At 63.1% G+C, this 18,014-nt stretch carries 20 protein-coding genes; 12 read left to right on the top strand and 8 right to left on the bottom strand.

Going from position 1 to position 18,014, the window contains the following annotated elements; genetic code table 11:
• Positions 1-8: 8 nt before the first annotated feature.
• Positions 9-806, top strand: coding sequence for an acyl-CoA thioesterase (locus FEM01_RS18375; RefSeq protein ID WP_138220901.1), 798 nt, complete (start codon positions 9-11; stop codon positions 804-806).
• Positions 807-836: 30 nt separating this feature from the next.
• Here FEM01_RS18375 and FEM01_RS18370 read toward each other — a convergent pair whose 3' ends face one another.
• The 3 genes from FEM01_RS18370 to FEM01_RS18360 all read right to left on the bottom strand — a co-directional run bounded on the left by FEM01_RS18370 (position 837) and on the right by FEM01_RS18360 (position 3,756).
• Entirely contained in the window at positions 837-1,205 is a 369-nt protein-coding gene (locus FEM01_RS18370) for an Mpo1-like protein (RefSeq protein WP_138220900.1), read from the bottom strand.
• 179 nt (positions 1,206-1,384) lie between these two features.
• Positions 1,385-2,863 (bottom strand): methyl-accepting chemotaxis protein, encoded by a 1,479-nt coding sequence (locus FEM01_RS18365; protein ID WP_138220899.1) that lies wholly within the window; start codon positions 2,861-2,863, stop codon positions 1,385-1,387.
• Between the two features lie 86 nt (positions 2,864-2,949).
• Complete coding sequence (locus FEM01_RS18360) at positions 2,950-3,756, bottom strand: TatD family hydrolase (protein ID WP_138220898.1); 807 nt, start codon at positions 3,754-3,756, stop codon at positions 2,950-2,952.
• A 159-nt stretch (positions 3,757-3,915) separates the two neighbouring features.
• Here FEM01_RS18360 and FEM01_RS18355 point away from each other — a divergent pair, with 159 nt between their 5' ends.
• The 4 genes from FEM01_RS18355 to greB all read left to right on the top strand — a co-directional run bounded on the left by FEM01_RS18355 (position 3,916) and on the right by greB (position 6,951).
• A complete protein-coding gene (locus FEM01_RS18355) occupies positions 3,916-5,316 on the top strand; it encodes a transglycosylase SLT domain-containing protein (RefSeq protein WP_138220897.1) in 1,401 nt (466 codons plus the stop codon).
• A gap of 115 nt (positions 5,317-5,431) precedes the next feature.
• On the top strand, positions 5,432-5,866 hold the full coding sequence (locus FEM01_RS18350) for a DoxX family protein (protein WP_138220896.1): 435 nt from the start codon (positions 5,432-5,434) through the stop codon (positions 5,864-5,866).
• Between the two features lie 226 nt (positions 5,867-6,092).
• Positions 6,093-6,401, top strand: coding sequence for a hypothetical protein (locus FEM01_RS18345; protein ID WP_138220895.1), 309 nt, complete (start codon positions 6,093-6,095; stop codon positions 6,399-6,401).
• A gap of 76 nt (positions 6,402-6,477) precedes the next feature.
• A complete protein-coding gene (greB, locus tag FEM01_RS18340; protein WP_138220894.1) occupies positions 6,478-6,951 on the top strand; it encodes a transcription elongation factor GreB in 474 nt (157 codons plus the stop codon).
• A 36-nt stretch (positions 6,952-6,987) separates the two neighbouring features.
• Here the strand turns inward: greB and FEM01_RS18335 are convergent, their stop codons facing one another.
• Positions 6,988-9,495 carry an ABC transporter permease gene (locus tag FEM01_RS18335; RefSeq protein ID WP_138220893.1) on the bottom strand — a complete coding sequence of 836 codons (2,508 nt, stop codon included), beginning with the start codon at positions 9,493-9,495 and terminating at the stop codon, positions 6,988-6,990.
• On the bottom strand, positions 9,495-10,178 hold the full coding sequence (locus FEM01_RS18330; RefSeq protein WP_138220892.1) for an ABC transporter ATP-binding protein: 684 nt from the start codon (positions 10,176-10,178) through the stop codon (positions 9,495-9,497). Before FEM01_RS18330 ends, FEM01_RS18335 begins: the two co-directional genes overlap by 1 nt.
• A gap of 10 nt (positions 10,179-10,188) precedes the next feature.
• Here FEM01_RS18330 and FEM01_RS18325 point away from each other — a divergent pair, with 10 nt between their 5' ends.
• The 3 genes from FEM01_RS18325 (at position 10,189) to FEM01_RS18315 (ending at position 12,218) form a co-directional block, all read left to right on the top strand.
• Positions 10,189-10,794: an arylesterase gene (locus tag FEM01_RS18325; RefSeq protein WP_138220891.1), complete on the top strand. Its 606-nt coding sequence runs from the start codon at positions 10,189-10,191 to the stop codon at positions 10,792-10,794.
• A gap of 58 nt (positions 10,795-10,852) precedes the next feature.
• The gene (locus tag FEM01_RS18320) at positions 10,853-11,134 is read left to right on the top strand and encodes a hypothetical protein (RefSeq protein ID WP_138220890.1); all 282 of its coding nucleotides are present in this window, start codon (positions 10,853-10,855) and stop codon (positions 11,132-11,134) included.
• A gap of 106 nt (positions 11,135-11,240) precedes the next feature.
• Entirely contained in the window at positions 11,241-12,218 is a 978-nt protein-coding gene (locus tag FEM01_RS18315; RefSeq protein ID WP_138220889.1) for a L,D-transpeptidase family protein, read from the top strand.
• A gap of 133 nt (positions 12,219-12,351) precedes the next feature.
• On the opposite strand, the gene oprI is transcribed toward FEM01_RS18315, so the two are convergent.
• Positions 12,352-12,603, bottom strand: a complete 252-nt coding sequence (gene oprI, locus FEM01_RS18310; protein WP_003259780.1) for an outer membrane lipoprotei OprI — start codon at positions 12,601-12,603, stop codon at positions 12,352-12,354.
• 500 nt (positions 12,604-13,103) lie between these two features.
• On the opposite strand from oprI, the gene FEM01_RS18305 reads away from it, so the two are divergent.
• Complete coding sequence (locus FEM01_RS18305) at positions 13,104-13,385, top strand: GNAT family N-acetyltransferase (RefSeq protein WP_110994199.1); 282 nt, start codon at positions 13,104-13,106, stop codon at positions 13,383-13,385.
• A 60-nt stretch (positions 13,386-13,445) separates the two neighbouring features.
• On the opposite strand, the gene FEM01_RS18300 is transcribed toward FEM01_RS18305, so the two are convergent.
• Positions 13,446-14,522, bottom strand: coding sequence for a 3-deoxy-7-phosphoheptulonate synthase (locus tag FEM01_RS18300; protein ID WP_138220888.1), 1,077 nt, complete (start codon positions 14,520-14,522; stop codon positions 13,446-13,448).
• A gap of 162 nt (positions 14,523-14,684) precedes the next feature.
• Positions 14,685-15,116: a PilZ domain-containing protein gene (locus FEM01_RS18295; protein ID WP_138220887.1), complete on the bottom strand. Its 432-nt coding sequence runs from the start codon at positions 15,114-15,116 to the stop codon at positions 14,685-14,687.
• A 119-nt stretch (positions 15,117-15,235) separates the two neighbouring features.
• Between FEM01_RS18295 and FEM01_RS18290 the strand changes: the two genes are divergently transcribed.
• The 3 genes from FEM01_RS18290 (at position 15,236) to cysB (ending at position 17,870) form a co-directional block, all read left to right on the top strand.
• Positions 15,236-16,183 carry a putative 2-dehydropantoate 2-reductase gene (locus FEM01_RS18290; RefSeq protein WP_138220886.1) on the top strand — a complete coding sequence of 316 codons (948 nt, stop codon included), beginning with the start codon at positions 15,236-15,238 and terminating at the stop codon, positions 16,181-16,183.
• 97 nt (positions 16,184-16,280) lie between these two features.
• Positions 16,281-16,778 carry a universal stress protein gene (locus FEM01_RS18285; protein WP_138220885.1) on the top strand — a complete coding sequence of 166 codons (498 nt, stop codon included), beginning with the start codon at positions 16,281-16,283 and terminating at the stop codon, positions 16,776-16,778.
• 117 nt (positions 16,779-16,895) lie between these two features.
• Positions 16,896-17,870, top strand: coding sequence for an HTH-type transcriptional regulator CysB (gene cysB / locus FEM01_RS18280; RefSeq protein WP_138220884.1), 975 nt, complete (start codon positions 16,896-16,898; stop codon positions 17,868-17,870).
• Positions 17,871-18,014 lie beyond the last annotated feature (144 nt).

The raw sequence follows: 18,014 nt of genomic DNA, 5'->3' as shown, positions 1-18,014 counted from the left end.
CAATGCCCATGAACTTTACCGAGTTGCTCGCCGCAGTGCGTGCTCACCCTGATGCGCTCAGCGTGCCGTCCGACTGGGCCCAAGGGCGCGCGGTGTTCGGCGGCTTGATGGCGGCCATGCTGTATGAGGCGATGCGTCTAAAGCTGGGTGATGAGCGTCCGGTGCGTTCGCTGGCCATCACCTTTGTTGGCCCGGCGACGCCCGAGGTGCCGATCAGCCTGGAAGTGGAGGTGCTGCGCGAGGGCAAGGCGGTTAGCACGCTACTGGGTCGGGCGCTGCAAAATGGCCAGGTTGTCACGCTGATGCAGGGCAGTTTTGGCGCTGGACGGCCCTCGGTCGTGGCGGTCGAGGCGCACCCCGCGGCGCCGATCACCCCGCTTGAACACGCCGCGCCAGAGCTTCCCTTCATCCAAGGGGTCACCCCGGCATTCATGCGCCATGTGGCGTTACGCTGGGCAGTGGGTGGCTTGCCGTTCAGTGGTGACACTTCACGCCAGATGGGCGGCTGGGTGCGCTTGCGCGATATCGAAGAGGCACCGCTCGAAGCGGCCCATGTACTGGCGCTGGTTGATGCCTGGCCGCCGAGCTTGCTGCCGCATCTCAAGCAGCCGGCGGCTGGTAGTACGCTGACGTGGACCATCGAGTTCATTCAACCTGCGCCGCCGCTTTCGACGCTGGACTGGTGCCGTTATGTGGTTGAGACCGAACACGCGAGAGATGGCTATGGGCACGCCGCTGCCGCGCTGTGGAGCGCCGAGGGTGAACTGGTGGCATTGAGTCGGCAAACGGTCACCGTGTTTGCCTGATGAAAAGCCGCTCAGAGCCTGCGTTCACCCTCAAGGTCGATGCTGATGCCGTTCCCGCCACGCTTTCCACCACGCGCCGCTGAGCACGAAGCGGGGGAACGTGATGAATTGCTCGGTCAGTAGCCGTTGTATCGCATCCTGACGGTTGGCGAAGGGCTCGGGTTGCTCGGCTTCCAGGCGATGACCCTGGCGCTGTAGGCCTAGCCCTGCAACCAGGGCAATCAGGCCGACCGCGATTTGCACGAGATCTAGGTCGAACAGCCCCGACAGCACCAGCAACGCGCCGATGATGAACAGTGGGACGGCAATCAGGTGCAGAACCAGGTTGGCCGGGTGGCGGTGATTATGGTGATAGCCGCGCCATTGCCAGGCGGGGAGGTTGGGCAGTCGTTTGCTCATGGACAGTTCCTCTCAGACATGGTCCAAGCTTAGTGCTGCCACCCAGAGCGGGCCAATCGAGGTTGGCTATGATGGTCATAGCGTGGTGTTCGGGGTGCTCAGTGGCGCAACCGTGTGCACGTTTGGCGGCCGCCACGGCGCGCCGTCAAACGTGAACAGCGTGTTTGCAGGGCAGGGCGCTAGAGCTTGAGTTGGCCAATCACCTTGTTCAGCTCGCCGGCCAGGGTCGCCAGCTCGCTGCTGGTGGTGGCCGAGCCCACCGTCTGCTGTACGGTTTGCTCGGTGACATCGCGAATGCTTACCACTGCGCGGTTCATCTCTTCGGCCACCTGGCTCTGCTGTTCGGCGGCCACGGCGATCTGCGTGTTGCTTTCGCGCATCTGCGCCACCGCGCTGGTGATCTCGGCCAGTGCCTCGCCGGCCTCCTGGGCCTGGCGCACGCAATCATCGGCCTTGAACGAGCTTTCCTGCATGAAGTCCACGGCATCGCGGGTGCCAGACTGTAGGTCGGAAACCATCGTGGTGATCTCGTCGGTCGAGGTTTGCACGCGTTTGGCCAGGTTTCGTACCTCGTCGGCGACCACGGCGAAACCACGGCCCAGGTCGCCGGCGCGGGCGGCTTCGATAGCGGCGTTGAGGGCGAGCAGGTTGGTTTGTTCGGCGATGCTGTGGATCACCCCGACGACACCGTTGATCTTCTGGCTGTCGTCGGCCAATTGCCGGATCATTTCAGCGGTCTGTTGTACGCCGCTGGACAGGCTGGCAATCGAATCCTGCACGCGACTGACCACTGCCTGGCCACTGCCGGCCAGCGTGTCGGCGGTTTGTGAGAGGTCGCGGGTGGCGCCAGCGTGCTGGGCGATGTGGTGCACAGTGGCGGTCATTTCGTTGATCGCAGTGGCGGCCTGGTCGGTCTCGCTTTGCTGGCCGATCATGCCGTGGCGTACCTCATCCATGCTCCCGGCCAGGCGTGCGGCACCCGAGTCGAGCTGCGCGGCGGTGCGCGCCACGGTGTTGACCACCCGATGGTAGGTCGCCTGCATGGCATTGAAGGCACCGGCCATCTGGCCGACCTCGTCACCACAGGCCAGCGGAACCCGTGCCGACAGATCACCGGTGCGCTCGACGTGCAGCATCACGTCCTTGAGGGTATTGAGTTGGCTGAGCAGGAAGCGGATCAGTAGCTGCGAGGCACCCAGCATCGCCAGCATGAGGATCAGCACGCACAGCGCGTAGTTGCTGAAGCGATCGAAAAATACCTGGCTCAGGCTTGGCGCCTGGGCGATCACCGCCAGGCGCTGCTCGCCTTGGCCGAACACCTGGGCACCGACGGCCGGGTTATCGCCGAGGATCGAGGCGGCGGGTAAATCCACCCAGCCCTGGGCATTGCGCAGGGCTTCGAGGGGGGCGCCTGCGAACTGCGGCGTTTGCCCTGTGCGCCAGGTAACCAGGTTGGCTTGGGCGGGCAAGGGTTGCCCGGCCGGCCAGGTGCTCAGCAACTGCGCTTGGGCCTGGGCCATGGTTTGGGCACTGTTGGCGCGCGCTTGTTGCTCCAGGTGCACGGCATACAGCACCAGCAGCAGGGTGGTGACGAACGCCACCGCATTGACGGCCCAGAACTTGTACTTCAGGGAAACATTGCTAAGCCAGGCACCCATGGTAGGTCTTCTCTGAGTTGGCGGACGGATTGTTGGCAAGGTGCCATCATTGTGTCCGCCTATGTCAGGGGGTGCCTTGATGTGTATCAAGAAATCGCGGGTAGGTCGAAGAACGCTCGGGCGCAGGCGCTGGTGTGAGCGGCGAGCTGCTCGGGCGTTTCGCCACGGTGACGGGCCACTTCATGCAGCACCTCGACCAGGAATGCTGGCTCGTTGCGGCCGTTTTTCGGTTTCGGGCGCAGGCTGCGTGGCAGCAGGTAAGGCGCATCGCTTTCGAGCATGAGCCGGCCGCTGGGGATGCTGCTGACCAGCGGGTGCAGGTGTGTGCCACGGCGCTCATCGCAGATCCAACCGGTGATGCCGATGTGCAGGTCAAGGTCCAGGTAGGCGAACAGCGCCTTGCGTTCGCCGGTAAAACAATGCACCACGGCGGCGGGCAGTTGGTCGCGGTACGCCTTGAGGATTGCCAGCAGCCGGTCACTGGCTTCGCGTTCGTGCAGGAACACCGGCAGGCGTAGTTCGGCGGCCAAGGCCAATTGCGCCTCCAGGGCTTTTTCCTGGGCTGGGCGAGGGGAGAAGTCGCGGTTGAAGTCCAAGCCGCACTCACCCACAGCCTTGACCCGCGGTTGGATCAGCAACTGGCGTAACTGACGTACGCTGTCGGTGCTCCAATGGCTGGCGTCATGGGGATGTACCCCGGCGCTGCTGAACAGGCGTTGGCCCGAAGCATCCAGCTGTTCGCACAGGGCCAGCGCCTGGTGGCTGACCTCCAGGCTGGTACCGGTCAGGACCATCTGCACGACGCCCGCGTGTACCGCGCGCTCGACCACGGCCGCCTGTTGCTCGTGGAAACTGCTGTTGGTCAGGTTGACGCCGATATCGATCAGTTGCATGGTGCTACCTCGTGCCGCAGGGCGGCCAGCATAGCAAAAACCGGGAAAACGCCAAAAAGCCAAGAACCTCAAACGTTTGCCGTGGTCTTTAAGCGTCTTCATCACCTAGCGAACTTCTGTATGGAGTGCGCGCCTACCGCCCCTCGGACCTCTGTTTCCATGCTGCGACTATTTCCATTGCTGCTGTTGGGGCTACTGGCCATCGTGCAAGCGCAAGCCGCCGAGCCAGGTCCGCAGCAGCACCTGCCTGCGAGCCAGGTGCGCGATCTTGAGCAGATACGTTCGAGCCGGGTACTGCGGGTACTGGTCAATCAGAGCCGCAACAGTTCCGGCGAGGTCAAAGGCGAGCCGGTGGGTGTCGAGTACTATCGGCTGCGAGCCTTGGAGCACTCGCTCAATGCCCGGGTCGGCGATGGCCAGGAATTGACCTTGAAGATCATTCCTCGCGCCAAGGAGCAACTGCTTGGTGCATTGCAGCGTGGCGAGGGCGATCTGGCTGCCCCCGGCGAGTTGCTTGACCCGGCGTTGGTGCACGGGGTCGCGGCCAGCGCGCCGGTGGTCGACCAGGTGCCGTTGCTGTTGGTCGGGCGTAAGGGCGAGCGCGCCTATAGCCGGGTGGAGCAGTTGTCGGGGCGTACGGTTGCCTTGACCAGCGCCAGTGCCGCGGGGGCGGCGATCGAGTCTATCAATCAGCAACTGGCCCTGCGCAAGCGGGCGCCGATCAAGGTCGAGTGGGTCGACCCGACGCTGGCGGTGGAGGATGTGTTGGAGATGGTTCAGGCCGGGATCTACCCGCTCACCGTGGTCGAGCGGCCGATTGCCCAGCGTTGGGCGCGGGTGATGCCGCGCCTGCGCCTGGACAGCAAGCTACGCCTCGCCCAGCCCGGCGCCATGCGCTGGTACGTGCGTCAGGATGCGCCGATGTTCCGCGCTGCGGTGGACCGTTTTCTGGCCGGTTACCGCGCACCGGACAACCAGGATGCGGCTTTCGAGCGCATTTACCGTCGTCAGTACCGGGTGCACAACCCTTTGGCGCGCCAGGACCGCCAGCGTCTGGCGGCGCTGCGCCCTGTGTTGCAAAAGCACGGCGCCGATCAGCAGATCGACTGGTTGAACCTGGCTGCCCTGGCGTTCAAGGAGTCCAGTCTCGACACCAAGGCGCGCGGCACCGGCGGCGCCCACGGGCTGATGCAGATCACCCCATCGGCCGCGCAGCGGGTGGGGGTGAGCAACACAAGCACGCTCGATGGCAATGTCCAGGCCAGTGCCCGCTACCTGGCGCTGATCCGTCGCAAGTTCTTCGCCAGCCCCACGATCAACGAGCGCGAGCGCATGGCATTCATCCTCGCGGCCTACAACCTGGGGCCTGAGCGGGTGCAGGCCATGCGCACCGAAGCCCGTCGGCGCGGGCTCAATGGCAACCAGTGGTTTTTCCAGACCGAACGTATCGCCATGGAACAGGTGGGCATGGGGCCAGTGAACTTCGTCAACAGCGTGAACAAGTATTACCTGGCGTTCAATCGTGAACGCGCTGCGCTGGAGCGGGGTAGTAAGCGATAACAAATCTATTTTATCGATTGTTTAAACGGGTTTTTTGCGATTTTCTTATTCGATGAATTGATTAAGATGGCGCTCATCAACACTTACCTCCCCGTTTGAACAAGGAAGCAACATCATGAGCAACGCCATCAAATCTCTGCTGAACACCCGCGCCGGCTACGGTCTCAGTGTCGTGCGCATCTTGGTCGGGATCATCTTCATGGCCCACGGGGCACAGAAACTCTTCGGTCTGTTTGGTGGCTATGGTCTGGAGGGCACTGGCCAGTGGATGGAAAGCATCGGCCTGGCGCCCGGCTACTTGATGGCTCTGCTCTCCGGCAGCGCCGAGTTCTTTGGCGGCCTGGCCCTGGTGATTGGCCTGTTGGCCCGCCCGGCAGCCCTGGCGTTGAGCGTCACGCTGATCGTGGCGATTTTCTCGGTGCATATTGGAAATGGTCTGTTCATGTCCAACAACGGCTACGAGTTCGCCCTGGCATTGCTGGCTGGTAGCGTCGCGGTGCTGATCGAGGGCGCTGGTCGCCTGTCGCTGGATCGCCTGATCGCTCGCTGAGTCATCGCGGCAAGCCATAAGCTGCAAGTCGGTCATGTGATCAACTTGCAGCTTGTGGCTTGTAACTTATGGCTCCAGGCTCTAGCATACCGATTGCGCCGATTTAAACAGCTACTTGCGGGGCGCAGGTTTGGCCCCACCGGGTCTTCCGAAATACCGCTAAAGCGCTGGTTCGGTGACGCCTCCCACCGCTGCCCAGCGGGATCAGCGAGGCGAGAGAGACTCCATGAGTTGTCCACGTACCAGTGTTTGCCTAACCCCCCTGCCTAAAGACCAGGCCTCCCGTACACCGCGCATTCTGCTCGGTGGCCAGCACCAACCGACTTTGCTGCGCAACCTTGACGGTTTCTCCCGTCGCAAGGGTCAGGCACGTGCCTTCCTCATTCAGTTCTACGAGACCTGCGCGCAGTTGCAGCAGTACGGCAACGACCGTTTCGACCTGGCGGTGATCCAGGCACCGGCTGCACAAGATGCTGCCGAGGTGATCGGTCAACTCACCCGCATTGCGCGCCAAGGTTTGATCACCCGTCGTTGAACGGCTGTTTTTTCGCTAAGCTCGGTCACTCGGCAGGCGCCTGGCGCCTGCTGTGGATGCACTGAGGAGAACGCCGTTGAGCACCAACATCATCACCACGCAAGGACACGAGGCTCTGAAAAAGGAGCTCGACCATCTGTGGCGGGTCTATCGCCCGGAGATCACCCAGAAAGTGACTTGGGCGGCCTCGCTGGGCGACCGCAGCGAGAATGCCGATTACCAGTACAACAAGAAACTGCTGCGCGAGATCGACCGGCGTGTACGTTATCTGCGCAAGCGCCTGGAAGACGTCAAGGTGGTCAGCTATTCACCCCAGCAGGAAGGCAAGGTGTTCTTTGGTGCCTGGGTGGAAATCGAGAACGACGACGGCGAACAATTGAGTTTTCGCATCGTTGGCTATGACGAGATCCATGGGCGTAACGATTACATCTCCATCGACTCGCCCATGGCCCGCGCACTGCTCAAGAAAGAAGAGGGCGATGAAGTGCGTGTGAATACGCCTACCGGTGAAGCGACCTGGTACGTCAACAGCATTCGCTATACCCCCTAGCACTGGGTTTGCGAGGGGGCTGCACGCACTCCAGCCTCATCCCTCGCGCAGCACCGCCAGCGGTGCTGCATTCAGCGCGCGGCGAGTGCCTAGGACGCCGGCCCCACCTACCAGTACCGCGCCTGCCAGTGGCAGCAAAAGCAGCCATGGGTGTGGCGCCCATTGCAGATCGAAGGCATAGCGGTACAAGGCCCATGTGATCAGCTCGCAGCCGAGCGCAGCCAACAAGCCGCTGACTGCCCCGAGCAAGCCGAACTCAATGCGCCGTGCCGTCACCAGCAACGGGCGCGCCGCCCCCAGCGCGCGCAGCAGCGCACCTTGGCGGATGCGTTCGTCCAGCGTGGCTTGCAGCCCGGCGAATAGGACGGCCATCCCGGCTGCCAGCACGAACAGCAGCACGTACTCCACCGCCAGCGTCACTTGCGCGAGGATGCTGCGCAGTTGCGCGAGCAGGGCATCGACTTGCAGGATAGTCACTGCCGGGAAGGCCCGTGACAGCGCGACCACCTCCGAATCATGGCCGGGCGCCAGGTAGAAGCTGGTGAGGTAGGTGGTGGGCAAGCCTTGCAGTGTGCCGGGCTGGAAAATCATGTAGAAGTTCGGCTGGAAACTGTCCCAGTGCACCGTGCGCAGGCTGCTGACCCGCGCCTGGCGCTGCTGGCCGGCGATGTCGAAGGTCAGCAGGTCGCCCAGTTGCAGCTTGAGGCTTTGCGCCAACTGCGCCTCGACTGACACACCGGGCACCGCGTCTGGGCTCGGGGCTTGCTGCCACCAGCTGCCAGCGGTCAGGGCATTGCCCTGGGGCATTTCGGCGGTCCAGGTCAAGCTGAGGTCGCGTTGCACGGCGCGTTCGCCCGTGGACTCCTTGCTCACGGACTGACGCACCGGCTGGTCGTTGATCTGCGTGAGGCGGCCAGGGATTACCGGGTACAGCGGTGCCGAGCTGGCGTTGAGCTGTGCCAGGCGTTCGGCGAACGCCTGGCGATCGTCGGCCAGGATGTTCAGGGCGAAATGGTTGGGCGCGTCCTTGGGCAGTTGTGCCTGCCAGTTGTCCAGTAGTTCGACGCGCAACAGCGCGACCAAGCCCATGGCCAGCAGAATCAGGCCAAAGGCCAGGGCCTGCCCGGCCGCTGCCAGCGGGTGACGCAGCAATTGCCCAAGGCCCAGGCGCCAGGGCAGGGGGGCGCCAGCCAGCAACTGGCGTAGGCTACGTAGCCCGAGCAGCAACAGGCCACCGAGCACCAGTGCGGCGATCAGGCCGCCGCCGAGCAAGGCGAAGGTGAGCAGCAGGTCCAGGCTCAGGCGCCACATGATCAGGCCGAGGGCGAGCAAGGCGGCGCCATACACCAGCCAACTGCTGGGTGGAATCGGCAACAGGTCACGGCGCAGTACCCGCAGCGGGGGTACCCGGCCAAGTGCCGCCAGTGGCGGCAGGGCGAACCCGGCCAGGGCCACCAGGCCAGTGCCGATGCCGGCCAGCGCCGGGGTCAGGCCGCCTGGCGGCACCTGGCTCGGCAGCAAGCCTTCGAGCAAGCGGAACAGGCCCAGTTGAGCCAACCAGCCGAGCAGCGCACCGCCCAGTGCGGCGACCACGCCGAGCATGGCCAGTTGCAGGCAGTACAGGCCCAGGGTCTGCTGGCGCGACAAGCCAAGGCAGCGCAGCAGGGCGCTGGCGTCCAGGCGCCGTGCAGCGTAGCGACTGGCCGAGAGCGCCACGGCCACGCCAGCCAGCAACACCGCCACCAGACTGGCCATGTTCAGGTAGCGCTCGGCTTTGCCCAGTGCGCCGCCGATCTGGCGGTTGCCGTCGCGGGTGTCGAGCAGGCGCTGGTTGGCTGCCAACGACGGCTCGATTGTCCTGCGGTACTGCGCCAGTGCCTCGGGCTCGCCGCGCCAGAGGTCGCGGTAGCTGACCCGGCTGCCGGGCTGGATGACGCCGGTGGCTTCCAGGTCGGCCAGGTTGATCAGCACGCGTGGGGTGAGGCTATAGAAGTTGTTGGCGCGGTCGGGCTCATAGGTGAGCACGCGGGTTATGCGCAGGGTCTTCATGCCGACATCGATACTGTCGCCAATACCCAGCCCCAGGGCTACCAGCAGACGCGGCTCGACCCATGCCTGGCCAGGCGCAGGGCCGCCGCCGGTTGTCTCTGCGCCGAAGGGGGCGGGGGCGCTGCGCAACTGGCCGCGCAGGGGGTAGGTGGCATCGACGGCCTTGATGCTCGACAGCTGGATGCCGTTTTCGGCGCCGACCACGCTAGTGAACTCCACCACCTTGGCATGCAGCAGGCCCCGTGATAAGCCGTTTGCGAGCTGCTGTTCGCTAGCCGGCGCGCTACCCTGCAGCACCAAGTCGGCGCCGAGGAATTCGCTGGCGCGCAGCTGCATGGCGCCGTTGAGGCGGGCACCGAAGTAACCGATCGCGGTGCTCGCCGCGACCGCCACCAGCAAGGCGAAGAACAGCACGCGCACTTCGCTGGCGCGGGCATCACGCAGTAGCTGGCGCAGCGCCAGCGCCCACAGGCGCATCAACGACAGGCGGCTCATCATGGCTCCAGGGGCGCGACCAGGCGCCCCGCATCCAGGCGGATCAGGCGTCGGCAGCGCCGCGCCAGGCGTTCGTCGTGGGTCACCAGCACCAGGGTGGTGCCGCGCTCCTGGTTGAGCTCGAACAGTAGGTCGCTGATGCGCTCGCCGGTGTGGCTATCGAGATTGCCGGTAGGCTCGTCGGCGAACAGCACGGCAGGCTGCGCGGCGAAGGCTCGCGCGATCGCCACCCGCTGTTGCTCGCCACCGGACAGCTGACGTGGGGTGTGGCTCAAGCGCTTGCCCAGGCCGACCCGCTCCAGCAGGCTGCGGGCATGTTCGCGGGCATCGCGGCGCCCGTCCAGTTCCAAGGGCAGCATGACGTTTTCCAGCGCATTGAGGCTGTCGAGCAGTTGAAACGACTGGAACACGAAACCGACGTGCTCGGCGCGCACGCGCGCGCGCTGGTCTTCATCCAGCGGGCCGAGGTCGTTGCCGGCCAGCACGACCTTTCCGGCGCTCGGGCGGTCGAGGCCGGCGAGCAAGCCAAGCAGGGTGGACTTGCCGGAGCCTGATGCACCGACGATAGCCAGGCTGTCGCCTTGGACCAGATCCAGGGACAGGGCGTGGAGGATGGTCAGGTCGCCTTCCGCGCTGGGGACCACTTTGCTAAGGTTCTGCGCAACGAGAATGCTGGGGCCCATGGAGAATCCGATGCGAATGTGGTGGTTGAGTGCCGGCCTGGCCTTGTGTTGCCTGGCCCAAGGGGCGGCGGCAGGAACCGTGCTGGTTGTCGGCGATAGTATCAGCGCCGGTTTTGGCCTGGATACCCGCCAGGGATGGGTCACCCTGCTGCAACAGCGGCTGAAGGATGAGGGTTTCGACGCTCAAGTGGTCAACGCTTCGATCAGCGGTGACACCAGTGCTGGCGGCCAGGCACGCCTGCCGGCGCTGCTTGCAGCGCACAAGCCAGACCTAGTGGTGCTGGAGCTGGGCGGGAACGATGGCCTGCGCGGACAGCCGCCGGCACAATTGCAACAAAATCTTGCCTCGATGATCGATCGCACCCGCGAGGCCGGCGCGCGCGTGGTGCTGTTGGGCATGCGCCTGCCGCCCAACTACGGCGTGCGCTATACGACCGCGTTCGCCCAGGTGTACGAACAGCTGGCCAGCCAGAAAAAGGTTGCGCTGGTGCCGTTCTTCCTAGAGGGGGTCGGGGGTGTTCCCGAGATGATGCAGGCCGATGGACTGCACCCGGCTGCCGGGGCTCAGCAGCGGCTGCTGGAAAATGCCTGGCCGACGATAAAACCCTTGTTGTGATGCTTTTATCGGGGGCCGCTTTCGGCTAATGTTGCGCCCCCCGATTCGAGTGCCCCCGATGCCCCGCCCCGCCTGGTCCCTGTACGCCTATCAACTGATCGAGCCTGACGAACAACTTGACCTGTTCGCCTGCCAGGAAGTGCGTGTGCATCTGGCTGCCCGCCAGCTCGAACTGGGCGTACCGGTGGATCGTACCCTGTGCGGTGGCCTGCTGCCCGCGCAGCCGCGCTGGTCTGGGGTAGAGCGCAGCATCTATCGTGATGGGCGCCTGTGCCCGTTGTGCAAGGCCATCCTCGACGCCCAGCGGCGTGGCATGCGGCCGATATGGCCGGAACTCTGAGCGCCTTTCATCATCTGAAAATCTGGCAGGCCGCCAACGTCTCCCGCTTGTTTCGGGGCAGGTGTACAATCGTTTCCCTTGACTGATCTTTCGAAGGACTTCCCGGATGTTGTCGCGCTTTCCTGCCGTCACCCGTCACCTCTGCCTGGCTGCCCTGTTGGTCGCCGGCCCTGCGCTCGCGCTGGAGCTGCCCTTGCCGCCGCCCGGTGAGGACGTCGTGGGGCAGGTCCGTGTGATCAAGGCCAAATACGAAGACACCTTCGCTGATATCGGTACCGCCAACGATCTGGGCTATCTGGAGATGATCGCCGCCAACCCGGGCGTCGACCCGTGGCTGCCCGGTGCTGGTACCGAGATCGTCTTGCCGACGCGCTACATCCTGCCGCCTGGCCCGCGCGAGGGTATCGTCATCAACCTTGCCGAGTACCGTTTGTACTACTACCCCAAGGGGCAGAACGTGGTACACACCTTCCCGCTGGGTATCGGTCGGGAAGGGTGGGGCTCGCCGATTGCCAACACCAAGATCACCGCCAAGACGCCCAACCCCACCTGGACCCCGCCGGCCTCGATCCGTGCCGAGCACGCCGCTGACGGCGATATTCTGCCTGCGGTAGTGCCCGCCGGCCCGGACAACCCCCTGGGGCCGTTCAAGTTCACCCTGGGTGTACCGGGTTACCTGATCCATGGGTCGAACAAGAAGTTCGGCATTGGCATGCGCACCAGCCATGGTTGCTTCCGTATGCTCAACAACAATGTGCTGGAGCTGTCGAAGATGGTTCCGGTGGGCACGCCTGTGCGCATTATGAATGAGCCCTATAAATTCGGTATCAGCGCTGGCAAGGTCTATCTTGAAGCCCACACGCCGTTGGATGACCACGGCGATCCGTCGGTGGTCGACAAGCATACGGCCGTGATCAATGCGCTGCTCAAGCGTGACGACTTGGCCAATAACTTGCGTATGAACTGGGATATGGTGCGAGATGTGGTGGCCGCCGAAGATGGCATGCCGGTCGAGATCGCCGTGCCCGCCGCTGCCGGTGCACCAGCGCCGGTCGTTTCGAGCATTCCGGCCGAATTGCAGTAAGCCTGCGCGAGTGCCTTGTGTTGCGGGGGTCTGCCTTAGTGCAGGCCCTTTTTATTTGTCGGGCAGGCTGTTTGCACGGCAAAAAAAAGCCGACCCACAGGTGGGTCGGCTCCATAACAATCCGTGAGGATTATTACTTGCGGCTGGCTTTGTCCAGCATACGCAGAGCGCGCTCGTTGGCTTCGTCAGCGGTTTGCTGAGCCTTCTGAGCAGCTGCCAGAGCGTCGTCAGCTTTGCGGTAAGCTTCGTCTGCACGAGCTTGGGCGCGAGCTGCTGCGTCTTCGGTAGCGGTCAGGCGAGCTTCGGTTTCTTTGGATACGCTGCTGCAACCGGTAGCCAGAACGGCGGCCAGAGCCAGAGCAGAGAATTTCAGAACGTTGTTCATCGTGTTCCCCTTCAAGGACTTTCTATAAAAAGAGCCATCTCTCGGAAAAGAGAAACTGGCCGGCGTACATAGTACCCATTACTTGTAGTAAGTAAACTGACTGAGCGCAAGAACTGCAAAAAAAATGTCGTTGCAAGCTCGCCAGGACGGGATCTGCGAGTAACCGATGAACATGCTGTGGTGCGCACGCAACTGGTTGTAGCTGGGGAACTTTTTTGTGAACTAAAGGTGACTTTAACTGTCAGTCAGCGTCATAGCCCAAAGAGCATCAGGCTACTGTTGCGCTCCTCTGGCGAGGGTCGATTAAACCTATGCGTGGCATTTTCTCAAGGGCCGCTTGAGCAATCCCGCACGCGCCGCCTACTATTTGTAGGTGCTCCCACGGCAAGAACGATCCTGATCGCGCAATTGTCCAAGGGGCAGAGGTGGTGCAGAGGAACCTGCGCTGAATAACCCCATTGGTAAGGCAAGGGTCTGCCCAAGACCTGTGAGGAATAGTGATGAGCGAGACGCTGACCATCCACCATGACCAGGCCGGTCATCAGTTCGAGACCAATGTGGACGGTCACCGGGCCTACCTCACGTACATGGACCTGGGCAAGCAGACGCTGGATATCTACCGCACCTTCGTGCCCAACGCTCTGCGTGGTCGTGGCATCGCCGCAGCGTTGACCGAGAAGGCCTTGGAGTACGCCGAGCAGATGGGCTACACCGTGATTCCGTCGTGCTCCTATGTGGAGCGCTACATGGAGCGCCAACAGCGCCACTCCAGCAAAGCCTGAAACGGCGATTGCAGATACGAAAACGCCGGGCATTGCCCGGCGTTTTCGTGTGCGTCAAGCTCAGCCGCGCTGGCGCTGCGGCAGTACGTCTTTGAGCTTGGCGCGCATGCTGCGCAAGGCTTTCTCGGTGGCGGCCCAGTCGATGCAGGCGTCGGTCACCGAAACGCCATACTGCAGCTCGTCCAGGTTCTTTGGAATGGCCTGGCAGCCCCAGTTCAGGTGGCTCTCGACCATCAGGCCGATGATCGACTGATTGCCTTCGAGGATCTGGTTGGCGACGTTTTCCATCACCAGCGGTTGCAGTGCCGGATCCTTGTTGGAGTTGGCGTGGCTGCAGTCGACCATGATGTTGGCCTTGATCTTGGCCTTGGCCAGATCCTGCTCGCACAGGGCGACGCTGACCGAATCGTAGTTCGGCTTACCGTTGCCACCGCGCAGTACCACGTGGCCGTAGGCGTTGCCCTTGGTGGTGACGATGGAGACGCCGCCCTCCTGGTTGATGCCCAGGAAGCGGTGCGGCTTGGACACCGACTGCAAGGCGTTGATCGCCACGGTCAGGCCACCGTCGGTGCCATTCTTGAAACCGACTGCCGAGGACAGGCCCGAGGCCATCTCGCGGTGGGTTTGCGATTCGGTGGTGCGCGCGCCGATGGCCGACCAGCTGATCAGGTCCTGCAGGTACTGCGGGGAGATCGGGTCGAGGGCTTCGGTGGCGGTGGGCAGGCCTTTTTCGGCCAGGTCCAGCAGCAGCTTGCGGCCGATGTGCAGACCGTCCTGGATCTTGAACGAGTCGTCCAGGTACGGGTCATTGATCAAGCCTTTCCAGCCGACGGTGGTACGCGGTTTTTCGAAGTAGACGCGCATCACCAGGTACAGGGTGTCGGAGACTTCTTCGGCCAACACCTTCAGACGCTCGGCGTACTCGTGGGCCGCCTTGATGTCATGGATCGAGCATGGGCCGACCACCACGAACAGGCGATGGTCCTTGCCGTCGAGAATATTGCGCACCGCTTCGCGGCCGGCAGTCACGGTCTGCAGGGCCTTGGCGCTGAGAGGGATTTCCTTCTTGAGCTGATCGGGGGTGATCAAGGTCTCGTTGGAGGCAACGTTAAGGTCATCGATCGGTAAATCAGCCATCGTGTTACTCGTCAGGTCACGGGTGCCGGCCGCCAGCGATCCCCCGTGCGGCCCAGCAGCAGATTGTTCGCAGCGGGGAGGCCGAACCTTAGCGCGTTAGCGGGGGCGCGACAATGGGCTGGGCCCCGTCGATACGGGGTTTTTAGGGGCATTGCGGCTTTTTCAGCCCTCGGGCGCGCGCAGGCTGGCCTCGGAAAACGCCTCGGCGTGCAGGCTTACCCATTGCGCGGCGAGTTGTTGCGCATCGCCGCTGGCTGGGGTGTCATGCGCGTGCAGTTGGCAATAGCGATGAATCTGGCAGACCTGCTCGCCCATGCGTGCACCGAACAACGCTTGGCTGTCGGTGAAGGCAATGCCCACCCGGTAGCCCTGTTCCAGCCGCTGGCACCATGCCACGTAGCCTGGGTAGCGGGCGTCCAGGCCAAGCGATGGGAGGAATACCTCCACCGCCGTGCCGGGCCGGTAGGCGCGCGATTGCAGGCAGGCGATGCCGCCCAGGCCTTGGGTGTGCAAGTGGCGGCGGTACAGGCTCGAGGTCGCACGCAAGGTGAGTTCGACCGGAATGTCGTCGGGGTGGGGCAGGTATCCGCACATTGTCGACTCCGTGTCGATTATTTGACATTGTTTCCCCCAGTATAGTGACCGATCAAAAACCGGCTGATTTGCGTGTAGAAAAACGGACGAACAACATGACTCACGCCCAGGAGAACCGTATGAATCCTCGCAGTACCCGCATCGGTATCATTGGCAGTGGGGCCATCGGTGGTTTTTATGGCCTGATGCTGGCCCGTGCTGGCTTCGATGTGCACTTTTTATTGCGCAGCGAGTATCTCGCCGTGCAGGAGCACGGGCTAACCCTCGACAGTGCCCTGCATGGACAGGTGAAATTGGCGGTGCAGGCCTATGCGTCTGCGGCCGACATGCCACCTTGCGACTGGCTGCTGGTGGGCGCCAAGGCCACCAACAATGCCGAGCTGGCACCGCTGATCGTCCAGGCCGCAGCCCCCGGTGCCAAGGTGGTGCTGTTGCAAAATGGCCTGGGCGTCGAGGAGCAGCTGCGCCCGGCGTTGCGGGCCGATATGCACCTGCTCGGTGGGCTGTGTTTCATCTGCGTGCATCGCCAGGCGCCGGGTCAGATCCGTCATCAGGCCCTGGGTGCGGTCAACCTGGGTTACCACAGCGGCCCGGCAGGCCATGACAGTGCCGCACTGGTGGAGGCGGGGGCTGGGTTGTTCCGCGCCGCCGGCATCGACTCCCAGGCCATGACTGATCTCGATCAGGCGCGCTGGCAGAAGCTGGTGTGGAACGTGCCCTACAACGGCCTGTCGGTGCTGTTGCAGGCCAGCACCACGCCACTGATGGCCGATGTGGACAGCCGTGGGTTGGTCCAGGCATTGATGGACGAGGTGGTCGAGGGAGCCAGGGCCTGCGGTCAAGTGCTGCCGCAAGGTTATGCCGCGCACCTGCTGCGCATCACCGAGCAGATGCCGGACTATTGGCCGAGCATGTACCACGACCATGTGCACCAGCGTCCTTTGGAGTTGCAGGCGATCTACGCCGAGCCCCTGCGCAGGGCTGCCGCGGCCGGTTGCCATCTGCCGCGCATGCAGGCGTTGTATCAGGCGCTGGCGTTCCTCGATCGGCGCAACCTGGCGGCCTGAACCGTGCCCGATCAAGCAGCGCCAGACGGCGAGGCGCGTGGGCTGCGCGCTGCTAAGCTCAACCTTGCTCTGCCGCCATGGCTGTTGAGGAGGTCGAATGATCCGCTCCATGCTCTACGCCACCGACCTCGGTGTGTACGCGCCGTTTGTCCTGCAGCACGCGTTGGCGCTGGCGCGGACGTTCAACGCTGAACTGTATGTCATCCATGCGGTAGAGCCCATGGGGCAGTTTGCCGAATCCTTGCTGCAGAGCTACCTCGACGAGCAGACCCTGGACACCTTGCACGGCGAGGGCGTCAATACGGTCATGGCCAACATCGAGCAGCGGGTGTTGGAGAGCTTTCGTGATGAGTTGGGTGAGGAGGCCGACCTTGCATTGATTCGTGCGGTGCGGGTCCGCCAGGGCGATCCGGCCCATGTGATCCTCGAACAGGCCCGGCGCCTGGCGGTCGACCTACTGATCTTCGGTAGCCACAGTGCCGGCGCGGGCGTGGATGTGCCGCTGGGGCGCACGGCGGTGAGGTTGTTGCAGCTGGCATCGGTGCCGGTGTACATGGTGCCGCTGGCGCAGCACCTTGGGCGTAGGAAAACATAACCCTGCCTGTAGGAATCGATGTAACAAAATAGTTCTAGATTTATTGCTGGAGCCACTAATATAGTTATAACTCGTCGCGGCCAGCTGCCGGTGACTCACCGTCTTTGAGGGATATCTATGAAGCTTCAACAACTGCGCTACATCTGGGAAGTGGCGCACCATGACCTCAACGTTTCCGCGACGGCGCAGAGCCTGTATACCTCCCAGCCTGGGATCAGCAAGCAGATCCGCCTGCTCGAGGACGAGCTGGGTGTCGAAGTGTTCGCCCGCAGTGGCAAGCACCTGACCCGCGTCACGCCGGCCGGTGAGCGCATCATCAACACGGCGGGCGAGATCCTGCGCAAGGTCGAGAGCATCAAGCAGATCGCGCAAGAGTTCTCCAACGAGAAGAAGGGCACACTGTCCATCGCCACGACCCACACCCAGGCGCGCTATGCCTTGCCGCCGGTGATCAGCAATTTCATCAAGCAGTACCCGGAAGTGGCGCTGCACATGCACCAAGGCTCGCCGATGCAGATCGCCGAGATGGCTGCCGACGGCACCGTCGACTTTGCCATTGCCACCGAGGCGTTGGAGCTGTTCGGCGATCTGATCATGATGCCGTGCTACAAGTGGAATCGCTGCGTGGTGGTGCCGCAAGGGCACCCGCTGACCAAGCTGCCCAAGTTGACCCTCGAGGCGTTGGCCGAGTACCCAATCGTCACTTATGTGTTCGGTTTCACTGGCCGTTCCAAGCTCGACGAGGCGTTCAATCACCGTGGGCTGACCCCGAAAGTGGTGTTCACCGCTGCCGATGCCGACGTGATCAAGACCTACGTGCGTCTGGGTTTGGGTGTGGGTATCGTGGCCAAGATGGCGGTCGATCCGAAGCTTGACAGTGACTTGGTCTGCCTGGATGCCAGCGAGCTGTTCGAGGCCAGCATCACCAAGATCGGCTTCCGCCGCGGCACCTTCCTGCGTGGTTTCATGTGCGATTTCATCGAGAAATTCGCCCCGCACCTGACCCGTGAAGTGATGGCCAAGGCCATCCAGTGCCACAACAAGCAGGAGCTTGAAGCACTGTTCGAGGGCGTTGAGCTGCCGGTGCACTGAGGGTTAAGCAGCAAGCTTCAAGCTTCAAGCTTCAAGAAAAAGCAGCCCGTGTGAAGGCTGCTTTTTACTTTATTGCTTAAAAATTTTAGGGAGCAGGAACAGAACGCAGGTGTTGTGCGGTCTGCTTTTGCTTGCAGCTTGCAG

It is taken from the genome of Pseudomonas mosselii, assembly GCF_005796105.1.
GTDB lineage: Bacteria > Pseudomonadota > Gammaproteobacteria > Pseudomonadales > Pseudomonadaceae > Aquipseudomonas > Aquipseudomonas mosselii_C.
Note: the sequence above shows the minus strand (reverse complement) of the source record. Positions and strands in the feature narration are given on the sequence as shown.